Source organism: Parabacteroides sp. AF48-14 (genome assembly GCF_003477465.1).
Lineage (GTDB): Bacteria > Bacteroidota > Bacteroidia > Bacteroidales > Tannerellaceae > Parabacteroides > Parabacteroides acidifaciens.
Genome location: NZ_QUDI01000013.1, coordinates 100,670 through 113,328, shown reverse-complemented (window position 1 = coordinate 113,328; position 12,659 = coordinate 100,670). Strand labels below are relative to the sequence as shown.

The following is a 12,659-nucleotide window of genomic DNA, read 5'->3' as shown; positions in this document are numbered from 1 at the left end:
CTTCCCATTCCGAACAGAGAAGTTAAGCCCAACCACGTCGATGGTACTGCGTAAAAGTGGGAGAGTAGATAGCCGCCGTTTTAAAAGCGAAAGCGAAGTGAAGAGGAGTTAGTTCAAATGAACTGACTCCTTTTTCTGTTTATAGAAGAGACACAAAAAGCGCTGACAGTTTTCAAAAACCGTCGGCGTTTTTTGCGAGTAAGACGCAAGTCTTTATAGTGGAAAGATGCTTATGCTTTATCCCGATAGCGTACGGCTGTTCCGGCTGCCGTGACCATAAGCATACTGCCTGTATCGCCTACTGTTTCATAATCCAGATCGACCGCTATCACTGCATTGGCTCCCATCTGGGCGGCTTGCTGGCTCATTTCGGCTAATGCGCTGTCTTTGGCCTTGCGCAATACGCTTCATAGGAACTGGCGCGGCCGCCTACTATATCACGAATGCTGGCAAAGAGATCTTTGAACAGATTGGCTCCGATAATCGTTTCGCCGGAGACGATTCCGAAGTACTGGGTTATTTCTTTTCCTTCGAGGTTGTTTGTTGTCGTTATTAACATGGCTTTGTTTTTATGATATATGGCAACAAATATATTTATTCTGTGGTATATTGCGTTATCTTGCTATATAAAAAAGACGAAACGGTTCCCTTTTGCATAAGAGAACCGTTTCGTCTTTAAAGCGATGCCTGTCCGTTTATCAAGCGATGCCTGTCGGTTTGAAAGCCGATAGGCATCGCTTTTTTTAGTTGTGTGTCTCGCTCATTATAAATTCCAGTTTACCGCCTTTGACGATGTCGCTGTGGTTGATAAACGGAGTATCGAGTACCTGGCCGTTCAGCTTAACCTCTTTTACATACTTGTTGGCAGCGCTGTTATTCTTTACCAGAATCTCGAATATGCCGCCTTTCACGTGGATCAGCGCCTTGTCGACCATTGGCCGTCCCAATGTATAGACTGGAATGCCCGGGGAAACCTGATAGAGTCCTAACGCACTCAGCACATACCAGGCGGACATCTGTCCGCAATCCTCGTTTCCGATGATACCGTCCGGCTCGTTGGTGTAGAAGTTTTGCATGATCTGATCCAACCGTTCCTGTCCTTTCCAGGGCGCATCCGTCCAGTTATACAGGTAGGCCATGTGGTGGCTCGGTTCGTTACCGTGGGCGTATTGGCCGATCAATCCGGTGATATCGCCGGATGCTTCTTCTCCGTCAACCTGGGAGGAAGTCGTGAACAAGGTGTCCAGACGCGTTTCCAGCTCTTTCCTGCCTCCGATCGTAGCGATAAAGTTGTCCATGTCGTGCGGGGCGAAGAAACTCCATTGGAAGGCGTTTCCTTCGGTGTAATCACTCTTCATGTGTGATGAGTAGCGGGGATTAAACGGGGTACGGAAGGAACCGTCGGCCATCACACCGCGCATCATCTTGGTTTCCGGGTCCAGATAACGTTTGTAGTATTCTGCTTTTGCAGCATATTCTTTGGCCAGTTCCATATTGCCGGCTTTATCGGCGATCTGGGAGATGCACCAGTCGTAGTAAGCCATTTCGAGCCCCCAGGAAACCGATTCAGGGACGGAGTCTGCCGGGACGAAACCATATTTTTCTTTAAAATAGGGATGACGGGTAATCAGATCCAGTTCGCGTGTCCCTTTGAACTTCTCCGCCAGATCATCCCGGTAGACCGAAGAACGTGCACCGGCTTCCGCCCATAGGTTCAAGTCACCTTCCGCCAGGTCTTTGGTCACCAGGTCCGCCAATACGGATACGGCCGGATAGCCGACCATACAGCCTGTGTAGCTCGAAGCCAACGGCCATTTCGGAAGGATGCCACCCTCTTTATATCCCTGTACCAGCACTTTCCCCCAATCGGCAGCCCGATCCGGCTGGATGATGGTCATCAGCGGATGGAGTGCGCGGAAGGTGTCCCAGAGCGAGAATACAGAATAGTTCACATACCCCGGCTCTGCCCGGTGGACTTTCTTGTCCATTCCTAAGTAACGTCCGTCTACGTCTTGGTAGGCATATGGAGCGATCATCGTGTGATAGAGCGCTGTGTAGAAGTTCACCATTACTTTCGGGTCGGAGCTTTCAATCTGGATATCGTTTAAAGCTTTGTTCCAGATGCCTGCCGATTCCTGGCGTGTGGCCTCGAAATCCCAGCCCGGGAGTTCGGCCAGCATATTCTTTTCCGCACCATCCGTATCGACGGGGGAAATCGCCACTTTTACATAAAGCGGTTTACTGCTTTCGGCAAACTTATAGTGGAACTTCAGGCCGTCTGTTGTATGAAGGCGGAGGAAGAGAGAATCTTTCCGCAACTCCCCGCCGATATATTGGTAAAGCGTCTCGATCGGTTCGGAGAATGTGATCCGGTAAGATACGGAATGGAAATGCGCCCATCCTTGTGTCTTGACAGTTCCTTCTACCGTCGAATCATTTACAAAGAGATATTCGTTGCCCACCAGTTTATGTCCCCAGTTCGGCTGCAAGACGTGTCCGAGGTCGAGCATCACACGGCGATCTTTCGGATTATCGTACGTATATTTATGGAAGCCCACGCGGTCCGTACTGGTCAGTTCCACGTTGATCCCGAAGTTATCGAGACGGACGGCGTAATAGCCCGGCGTTGCCTTTTCTGTTTCTTTTTTAAATGTCGCAACCGGTTTGATCGAATCGCCGCCGGAGAAAGGAAGAATCGCCACATCTCCTAAGTCGCCGATTCCTGTGCCTGACAGGTGCGTATGGCTGAACGCGTATATCTGGTTATCATCGTAATGATATCCGCTGCTGGCATCCCAGCCCATGATATGTGTATCCGGACTGACCTGCACAAGTGCAAACGGACGGGTTGCACCGGGAAAAGTATGCCCGTGAAATCCGGTTCCGATAAATGGGTTTACATACTGAATTTCATCACGTAGCTGTTCCTGGTCGGACGGCTGGCTGCAAGCTGCCAGAAAACCAAGCACAGCAGCCTGAAGGAATAGGACTGTCTTCTTCATGTTATATTATTTGTGTTTTATCTCCTAAAAGGATAAATTATTATTTTCAACCATACAAAGGTAATGAAAAAGAACAATATACGGGAATTTCTTATTTTTCTTCCGAAAAAAAGTCACCGGAAATTGCAACCTTACCCGCCCCTCACTCGTCTATAATAACAGAGATGAGAACAGACGAATTTATAAAACGGATATTGCCTTTGAAGGATAATCTGTACCGGGTCGCTTTCCGGATTACGGGAGACCGGAATGTATCGGAACAGATTGTACAGGAAACAATGTTGAAGGTATGGAACCAGCGGGGGACGTGGATGGTGATTGAAGACTTGCCTGCCTACTGCCTGATGGTGACGCGTAATATGGCTTTGCAACGTACCTGTCTTTATTCCGGCAAGCGGGAACAGTTTGCCGTCAGGTAATTTTAGCGAGAGGGAATGATGGATTATAACCGGATACATATACTGCTCGATAAGTACTGGAGATGTATCACCACCATAGAAGAGGAACGCGAATTACGCAACTTCTTTTCCGGCAAGGTCATCCCTCCGGAATTCCGTCCTTACCAAGTATGGTTTCAAACTCCCGAAGCTGAAGAGCTGCCTCCGTTGGGCAGTGAGTTCGACCATAAAATCATCGAACGTATCGCCTGCGCCCGCAGGAAAAAATACCGGCGTCTGATTCTTTCGGCCTTGGCAGCTACTATTATCTTCTGCATTATTCTATTTATTCTTTTGCTGACTACTTCTTTTATTTCCGATAATGTTTATCTTTGAAGCACTAAGTATAATTTAATTTTAGTTACTATGAAGGCTAATATGAAAAAAGCGTTTGCGGCACTTCTCTGTATGATGATGTGCCTGTCTCTTTATGCGCAGGATAAATCAGGCTCGGTAGTCGGGAAGTGGAGTTACTCTGCTCCTGATGCTCCTTATGGCTATCAGGAAGGAACATGCCAGTTTAAGGAAAATGGCGGTAAGCTGTCTGCTGTCTTTACAATCAGTGGCTCTGAAATGACTGTCGGTGAGATCAAGAAGGAGAACGAAACGTATAAATGTGAATTCTATGTAGACGGAACAGACGTTTATTTGACTTTCAGACAAGTTGATAAGAATAAGCTGTCTGGAAATGCGGATGCCGGAGGAATGGAAATCCCTGTAGTATTCACCAAAACAGCTAACGCTGATTCTGCAAAATAGGCCATTCTGATATATGTTTACAGTCATTGGTATTATGTTCGCGGGTATTGCCGCAGGCTACCTTTTGCGCAAAATCGAACTTTTGCAAAAGATAGGCAAGCCGATCTCCTATACGATTTTTCTGCTTCTTTTCCTGCTCGGCATATCGGTCGGAGCGAATAAAGAGATCGTGGATAACCTGGCTACGCTCGGAGGACAGGCCTTTTTGCTTGCCTTGGCGGGCACGGCGGGAAGCGTATTGGCAGCTTGGGGCGTGTATAATCTGTTTTTTAAAGAAAGGAGTCGCGGATGAAGGGCAGCTTGATTGTTGTCGGGTTCTTTGTACTCGGTTGCCTGTTGGGATGGAGCGGCCTGCTGCCGGATGTGCTGGTCAAGGGCGATCTTACGGTATATGTGTTATATCTATTGATGTTCCAGGTCGGGCTGAGTATCGGAAGTGACAAGAAATTAAAGGAAATACTCGGCAGTATCCGTCCGAAGTTACTTTTAGTTCCTTTGTCTACGATTGTCGGGACACTGGTCTTTTCCGCTTTGATCAGCTTGTTGCTTTCAAAATGGAGTGTGTTCGATTGCCTGGCGGTGGGAAGCGGTTTTGCCTACTACTCGCTTTCGTCCATCCTGATTACGCAGTTGAAAGAGCCCTCTTTAGGTGTCCAGTTGGCTACCGAATTGGGGACTATTGCGTTGATGGCAAATATCATGCGTGAGATCATGGCTTTGCTTGGCGCTCCTCTTTTTGTGAAATATTTCGGACGGTTGGCGCCAATCTGTGCCGGAGGTGCCACGACGATGGATACGACTTTGCCGATTATTACCCGCTATTCAGGGAAAGATCTCGTCTTCGTCTCTATCTTTCACGGGATAATTGTTGATTTTACTGTCCCGTTCTTTGTGTCGTTTTTCTGTTCGATGTAAATGCTCTTTAATTACGTTGTATCCCTGTTTTGTGGATGAAAAAGAGTATATTTGCTGCAGGTCTTATTTGATATGAATAAAGTCGGTATCCTGTTTCTCCTGTTTCTTTGTTACTTTTTCCTGCCGGTGAAAGGACAGGCTATCGACTTGTCACTTTTCCTCGATACCGTACAGATTCGCCACTATGCCCCTATGCGTTCGATGACACGGATCAAGGTAGCCCCCTCCGACAGTATCTATGTTGACAAATACGGTGAGATGCGCTATTACAACTCCGACACACTTTTTCACTACCTGGCAACCCGTGGTTATCACACCGTTGAAGACGAGCTTTATTACTATTATTATGATATAGTATCTTACATGAGTGATGTCCGGGCCGCAGCCGAGATCAGGAAAGTCCGGCAAATGGCCCTCCGTTACAACAACCCGGAGATAACCTATGCTGCCGAATTTCTCCCCCTTCTGGTCAACCTCTCCAGGGCCGACAGTACCCGCTTCGATGCCGCTATGGACGATTTGTACAGGCTGGCCCGGAAAGTAGCGGCCGAAGGTAACACCAGAGAGGAAATCTTCCTTCTCCGCCTGATCTTTAACGAGTCTTACCTCAGCGGCCATTATGCCAGGGCTTTCCGTTTCGCCCGGCTGGCAGCTGCCCGGCTCGACCAACTGACCGACGAAGAGTTCTTCGACCGGAAAGCCACCTATTTCATGATAGGAAATGCCTACCACGCATTCCGGGATTATGATCGCTCCATTCCCTACCTGAAAAAATCCCTGCGTGACGACGGGCCCCGCCATATGGCAGACCGCGCTAACTTGAGGGCGCGACATAGCCTGGCTGAATATTATGCCTCCATTGGTGATCTCGAACAGTCGGACTACTATTTCCTCTCCATGTGGAACAGTCCTGACCAGGTAAAGATGCGTCCGGTGTATGATTTGATTGCCCTTACAGGTCTGGCCGGCAACGAGATGAAGCGGGGACGGTTTGATGTACCGTTACGTATATTCAAACTTTGTTTACCTGCTTTAAAGGAGGAGAAAGCTTCGTCGCTGTCTACTGCCGTCGAGTTGAAAATGGCCGAATGCTACTTGGAGAAAGACGACCCGGGGGCAGCATATGCCATACTCGACAGTGTCCACATGAATCCGGATTCGGCCGATGAGAATAGCTGTTACTATTATTCTCTTCTGAACCGCTACTATGCACACCGGGGCGACGCTCTCAAAGCCCGTTGTTACCTCGATTCTATGATGACGGCTTTCCGCCGGTATGAAGATAAATACAATACCCTGATTATCCTTCGTGCCGAGCAGGAGCTCTTTGAATCGGAGAACGCCCGGAAGGAGCTGCAAGTCAAGTCCTTCCGGCATGTGTCGGTTGTCATGGGAGTGACGGCGGGAATCATCTTGATTGCTCTGATTATTATATCTATCCTTTACCGCAAGAAACATCAGGCCTATCGTAAACTGGCCTCCCGCAGCCGCGAGTGGGCAGAGAGTACTTCGCGTGTTGCGCCTGTCGTGCCGGCCGATAACATAGATGTATCACTGATGGAAAGCATAAACCGACTGTTTGAGGATGAGCAAATCTATCTGAATGCAGATCTCAACCTTGAGACTCTTTCGAAACGCCTGGGCGTCCACCGCAACCTGATCTCGAAAGCCATCAATACTGTTTACGGCAAATCTTTCTCCTCTTTTGTCAACGAGTGTCGTGTCCGCCAAGCGATCCTTCTGCTTTCCGATCCGGCAAACGATTCTCTCTCGTTTGAGGCTATCGCTTTCGATGCCGGATTTGCAACCCGGCAAACTTTCTACCGTGTCTTTAAGGCGCAAACCGGTATCAATCCCGCTACATATCGCAAAAACAGGGAGGCGCAGACAGAGCCATAGCTCTCCCGAATAACATCCCGACACCGGTGAAATGTCATTCTCTTGCCCGGAAATTTGTCTCATTTTGCAATTTGTGACAGATTCTTCCTCCTTCTTTTATAGATTGCTGCTGAAAATAGATGTGAGTATGTCCGTACTTTGGCCTGTCCCTTTGCGGCTCTGTGGTAAGCATTGGAGCAGGAAACTAAATAAACGATTATCAATGAAAATGACAAATATTATGAAAGTAAACATTTCCACTTATCCGACAGCCTTGCGCCTTCTGGCTACTCTGTTCTTTTTCTTATTATTTACCCTTCCGGCAGCAGGGCAGGAGGGTGATGGTTCGAAGAGCACGATAGAGAATGAAAACGGTGGTGACGGCACAAAAGGTAACCCCATCCTGATAGCCACCGCCAAGGAACTGGCGTATTTCGCACAGCAGGTGAATGACGGGGGGAAGAAACTGTCGTATGGAACGGATGGGGAGATAGATAAAAGCGGAGAACAGAATTATAAAGGCGGCTTTTCCGGCTACTACTTCGCCCTCTCCCGCAACATCGACCTGGCCGGGATAGAGTGGACGCCGATAGGGACGTATATGCACGATTTCTGCGGCCATTTCGATGGCCAAGGCCATGTCGTGAAGGGGTTGAAGGTGGATATGAGTAATGGAAGCGGTTATATATACGCCGGATTATTCGGCTGCATATATGACGGCACGATCCAAAACCTGGGTGTCGAACTGTCGGATGATGGGATAAAGGCGGGTTCAACCGGCGGGGTTGTCTATGCCGGAGGAATAGTCGGAAAGATAACCGGATCTGGCGGAGCCGCCACCATCCGTAACTGCTACGTGACGGGGAGCGGGGGAGTGACGATTACAGAATATAGTAGGGGTGGTTCTGCTTATGCCGGAGGAATAGCCGGATACGTGAATAAAGCAGGTAGTGTCGGCACTCAAAGCGTAACCCTCACCCATTGTTACGCAACGGTCGATGTGACAGGATTAATATACACCGGCGGTATTGTCGGAGAGCTTGAAGACGGAACCCTCTCCTTCACCTACGCCACAGGAACGGTGACGGGAAAGAATGGAAGTGCCGGCGGCATTTGCGGGTATAGCTACGAGGGATCACTCACCAACAACTTGGCATTGAATAAAGAGATAAGCGGCAGCGATAGCTATAGCGGCAGGGTGCTCGGGCAGAATTCTTCTTCTTCTACAACCCTCGGCTCCAACTATGCCAACCCCGATATGCTCGTTAACGGCCAGCTCGCCGCCGGTACAGACGCCGGTTCAAACTCCGGCGCCGCTACCTGGTCCGATAAATTCAAGGATGATCTGATCGGAACAACGCCCGGTAACGAAACCGCCTGGAAAGACGCCTGGGAATGGACAGACGGGCAGCTTCCGCAGTTGAAGATGATAACGGGCGAAGACGACAAAGGCAAACCCACCGGCTACAGCGAGAATGCGTTCGGCAGCCAACCCTCAATAAGCGTCGGCGACTATCTGCCGCACGCTCCCTGGGCTGACTGTGCTGCAACCTCTATCGCAAATTCCGGCACCGGCACAAAAGGCGACCCCATCCTGATAGCTACTCCCCAGGAACTGGCGTATCTGGCGCAGCAGGTGAATAATAATGAGAAATTGAAGGTTGGCGGTGATAACAGTACCGAGATTGACAACACAGACGCTTCTCTGGCAAGTACTTCGCCCTCTCCGCCACCATCGACCTGGCGGGGGGAGAGTGGACGCCGATAGGGACGGGTGGCCAAGGCTACCCGTTCTGTGGCCATTTCGACGGCAAAGGCCATACGGTAAGCGGCTTGAAGATGGATCTTCACGTCGAAAGTGGCGATGACAGTTGGACTTTAGCCGGATTATTCGGCTATGTAAAGGACGGCACTCTCCAAAACCTGGGTGTCGAACTGGCAGACGCCGGGATAGTGGTGTCGGCGAAGAAAGGGTATGTCTATGCCGGAGGGATAGCCGGAAAGATAACTGCCTTTAGTAGTGGGAAAACCGTCATTCTCCGCAACTGTTATGTAACAGGAAAAGGCGGCGTGAGGATAACCGGGGCGGGAAAGGATGCTTATGCCGGGGGAATAACAGGCCATACCGTTGAGAGAGACGGTATAGTTCGGATTACCCACTGTTACACCCTGGTCGATGTGGAAGCGACAGGCACTAGAGATTCTTATGCCGGTGGTATTGCGGGATATGCAAATGGGGAACTCTCCTACACCTACGCCACAGGAAAGGTCGAGGTAAAGGGGGGAACTACCCTTGCCGCCGGCGGTATTTGCGGCTCTCCCCAGGATAATCTATCGAACAACCTGGCTTTGAATGGAGAGATAATAGGAAGAGGTTATTTTATTCATCGAGTGAGGGGTGAGGGGAGAGACTCTGGCTCCAACTATGCTTCTACCCAAACAAAGGTAAACGGCTCTCCCGTCCACAGTAACGACCCGTCATCCTGGGACGGCGCCGACACCTGGCTCGATACCTTCGAGGACGATTTGAAAGGAGTATCGGACGAAGCCGAAGCCGCTTGGAATGCTGCCTGGACATGGACAGACGGGAAGCTTCCGCAGTTGAAGATGATAACGGGCGAAGACACCGACGGCAACCCCACCTATGGCGACTGGACGTCCGACACCCAGCCGTTGATAGACGCTCCCGGTCTACTACCCGCCCGCCCGAAGCTTTATATCGTGCAGCCTGCTAAAGGGGGCAAACTGCAGGTGTTTGACGAAGCCACTGGATTAGACATATTAGATGGCTACGCTGTTACCCCCGGCATTACCCTGTCGCTGAAGCCTTCCGCCGCCAACAATTACCGCTTCGACGGCTTCTTCTCCGGCACTACCGCTGATGATGTCACCACCCCGGTATCCGGCACGACCATCCCGATGCCCGCCGCCGACCTCTGGCTGAGTGCCCGCTTCACCTACGTGGCGCCGCCACCACCTCCTACGGTCTACCACACCGTCACCCTTCCCGCCGTAGAGGGAGCCGTGACTAACCCCAGACCGGGTTCTTACACGATCGAAGCCGGGAGAACCTTCCGCTTCTATCTCACGCTCGACACCGCCTACTCGGAGTCGCAACCTGTTGTCACGACTGACCGTGGCGAGACGCTCACTGCCCGCAGCAGCGACGGCGCCTACCTGCTGAAGAACGTCCTCGGCGACGTCGAGATCTACATCGACGGCCTCTACCCCAACTTGCCGGTAGCCAACGAGTCGATCACCGACCCGCATGCCGCCGATCGTTCCGCTCTTCCGCGGATTTGGACGGAACCGTCTGCACTTTGTATCCTGCTCCCAGACGGTTTCTTAGCTGGAGTCAATGCCTCCGCCATCCCCATCCGCATCCTCTCGCTCGACGGCCGTTTGGTAGACATCTTCAAGGCAGCCCGGGGCTGAATCGTCGGCAATTGCCGACGGGAGTCTATATCGTATGGATCGGCGATATCGTCCGTAAGGTAGTGGTGCGAAACTAAGAAAAAGTGAACCTGTAAATGATGATTTAACGGTGTGTTTGCTCGTATTTACCGGACGCAGACGGGCGCAGATTACGCAGAAGAACGCAGACTTATTTTCTTTTAAAACAATAAATGATCTGCGTTCCTCTGCGCCGTCTGCGAAATCTGCGTCCGGTAATACAAACGTAGCGACGCACCGATAAATCATTATTTGTTGTTTCAAATCTGGCAAATAATGGATCAATAACGGATAAACATCGGTTCTCTATTGTATGTTACGGCTGTATTCTTTTTATGTCACAACTGTCTTCCTTCTATGTTACAGTTGGATTTCTTTTGTTTCACGATTGTGACATGAACAGCGAGTAGGTATGGAAGGAGCACACATCCCGTATCGCTCGTTCTATCTGCCGGGTGGTTCCTTCCTTTACGGCACAACAACCCCATGAAGCACTGCAATACCATTTTACAGGCGGTCTTGACAAGTCAGGACCTTCTTATACAGATACAGTGCTTATCCAGCAATTCGCGCATTATTTGTATGATGATGTCTTTATTTTCTTACTCCACTATCCATTGTTCGATATTCCTTGTCTCATTGCTGAAATTGATTCCGATCTTGAACAGTTTGCGCGGATCGGAGGCGAAAGGCTGTGCGTAATTCTTTTCGTTGATTTGCCGGAGGGCCTCTTCGGCAGTTCCGTTGAGTTTAAACTCCATGATATAGATGAAATCATTCGTTTGTAAAACCAGATCGATCCGCCCATTGGAAGTATGATATTCTGCTTTTACATAGAACCCGATCAGCTTGAAGACAATGAAAAGAACGTTCTGATAATGCAGTTCCAGATCACGGATTAATTCGTATGGCGTGTCGGCAAAGAAACTTTGCAGGCGGCGGAAGAAAGAGTCGTAATCGCCGCTTTCGATTTCACGAACGAATTTCTGTATGTTGAAAGTGGTGTCAACTTTTGTTATATTGGCATAGAAAGGGAGGAGGAATTTCATGAAACCCTCTTCCACTTCACGGTTGGGAAAGCCCAAGCGATAAGTGCCGAAACGTTGGTCGTATTCTTTGATTGTCAGATATCCGCTTTGATAAATGACGGGGATCGGGTTTGTGGAGGACGAATCGACACTGTTCAAGGTATCTTCATCTGTTTCCACATGAGCCATCTCGTGCAGATCATAGTCGTGCATCTTTAGCAATTCGACCAGATAAGTGGGTGTTCCTGTTTCAAACCAGTAGTTTCCGAACTTGCGCTTGGCGAAAGTGTTTAACAGGCTGAATGGATTGTATATGCCGATGCTGTCTTCCGTGAAGTGATAACCGTCGTAGTTCTCTTTCAGTACGGCGCATGTTTCCTCGTAAGTCATACGTTGTGCCTTGGCTAATTCTTCAATACCTTCTTTGAAATTGTCACGTAATTCCTGCTCGGTAATACCGCACAGGGCGACATAATCGTTCCACATCGACAGGTCCATCAAATTGTTTAATGCGCTGAACACGCTGATCTTGCCAAACTTGGTAACGCCTGTTAGAAAAGCAAATTTGATGTAGCCGTCCATTGTCTTGATTACGCTGTAAAAGGCTTGCAGAGTGCTGCGGAAAGATCGTTGCAGCTCTTCATTACCAATAGCTTGCAACATCGGTTTGTCATATTCATCTACGAGGATGGCAACGCGGTGTCCCGTCTTCTCATTAGCCCGCCGGATAATCCCTTTGAAACGGAGCGGGAGAGATGTTTCCGAAGGTTCTGTTCCATAGATCTTTTCCCATTGGCAAAGCGTATCATTTAATATATTCTCTATGCTTTCCGGCGTTTCATATTTTTCTGTGTTGAGATCCAAATGCAAGACGGGGCGCTTCACCCAGTCCTTTTCCAGTTTTTCAATGGCAAGTCCTTCGAAGAGTTCGCGTTTCCCTTCAAAATAGGCTTCGAGCGTGGAGATAAGTAAGCTCTTTCCAAAGCGGCGCGGGCGGCTGAGGAAATAGTAGTTGCCGTTTTTAACTAATTGATAAACCAAGGCTGTTTTATCAATATAAAAAAAATCGTCTTTGCGAATCTTTTCGAAGTTCTGTATTCCAACTGGATAAACCTTGCTCATGATCGAATGGTCTTTAGGATTCTGAATAATACAAAGATATGATTTTCCTGCTGATAAAACAATGT

Annotated in this window: 10 protein-coding genes and 1 pseudogene; 8 read left to right on the top strand and 3 right to left on the bottom strand. The window is 49.3% G+C overall.

What is annotated here, in order from left to right:
• Positions 1-230 precede the first annotated feature (230 nt).
• Both DW083_RS08215 and DW083_RS08210 read right to left on the bottom strand, forming a co-directional pair.
• Positions 231-559 (bottom strand): annotated as a pseudogene (locus tag DW083_RS08215) (heavy metal-binding domain-containing protein).
• Between the two features lie 184 nt (positions 560-743).
• The gene (locus DW083_RS08210; RefSeq protein WP_122332055.1) at positions 744-3,002 is read right to left on the bottom strand and encodes a GH92 family glycosyl hydrolase; all 2,259 of its coding nucleotides are present in this window, start codon (positions 3,000-3,002) and stop codon (positions 744-746) included.
• 164 nt (positions 3,003-3,166) lie between these two features.
• Here DW083_RS08210 and DW083_RS08205 point away from each other — a divergent pair, with 164 nt between their 5' ends.
• The 8 genes from DW083_RS08205 (at position 3,167) to DW083_RS08170 (ending at position 10,426) form a co-directional block, all read left to right on the top strand.
• Positions 3,167-3,421: a sigma factor gene (locus tag DW083_RS08205; RefSeq protein WP_115501340.1), complete on the top strand. Its 255-nt coding sequence runs from the start codon at positions 3,167-3,169 to the stop codon at positions 3,419-3,421.
• A gap of 15 nt (positions 3,422-3,436) precedes the next feature.
• The gene (locus DW083_RS08200; RefSeq protein WP_233547694.1) at positions 3,437-3,775 is read left to right on the top strand and encodes a hypothetical protein; all 339 of its coding nucleotides are present in this window, start codon (positions 3,437-3,439) and stop codon (positions 3,773-3,775) included.
• Positions 3,776-3,817: 42 nt separating this feature from the next.
• Positions 3,818-4,198: a hypothetical protein gene (locus DW083_RS08195; protein WP_233551949.1), complete on the top strand. Its 381-nt coding sequence runs from the start codon at positions 3,818-3,820 to the stop codon at positions 4,196-4,198.
• 13 nt (positions 4,199-4,211) lie between these two features.
• Positions 4,212-4,490: a LysO family transporter gene (locus DW083_RS08190; protein ID WP_115501343.1), complete on the top strand. Its 279-nt coding sequence runs from the start codon at positions 4,212-4,214 to the stop codon at positions 4,488-4,490.
• On the top strand, positions 4,487-5,113 hold the full coding sequence (locus DW083_RS08185) for a lysine exporter LysO family protein (protein WP_115501344.1): 627 nt from the start codon (positions 4,487-4,489) through the stop codon (positions 5,111-5,113). Before DW083_RS08190 ends, DW083_RS08185 begins: the two co-directional genes overlap by 4 nt.
• A gap of 72 nt (positions 5,114-5,185) precedes the next feature.
• Complete coding sequence (locus DW083_RS08180) at positions 5,186-7,012, top strand: helix-turn-helix domain-containing protein (protein ID WP_147382112.1); 1,827 nt, start codon at positions 5,186-5,188, stop codon at positions 7,010-7,012.
• Between the two features lie 220 nt (positions 7,013-7,232).
• Positions 7,233-8,759, top strand: a complete 1,527-nt coding sequence (locus DW083_RS08175) for a hypothetical protein (RefSeq protein ID WP_147382111.1) — start codon at positions 7,233-7,235, stop codon at positions 8,757-8,759.
• 71 nt (positions 8,760-8,830) lie between these two features.
• Positions 8,831-10,426, top strand: a complete 1,596-nt coding sequence (locus DW083_RS08170; RefSeq protein ID WP_122332052.1) for a hypothetical protein — start codon at positions 8,831-8,833, stop codon at positions 10,424-10,426.
• Between the two features lie 620 nt (positions 10,427-11,046).
• On the opposite strand, the gene DW083_RS08165 is transcribed toward DW083_RS08170, so the two are convergent.
• Positions 11,047-12,594: an ATP-binding protein gene (locus DW083_RS08165; RefSeq protein ID WP_199659158.1), complete on the bottom strand. Its 1,548-nt coding sequence runs from the start codon at positions 12,592-12,594 to the stop codon at positions 11,047-11,049.
• Positions 12,595-12,659 lie beyond the last annotated feature (65 nt).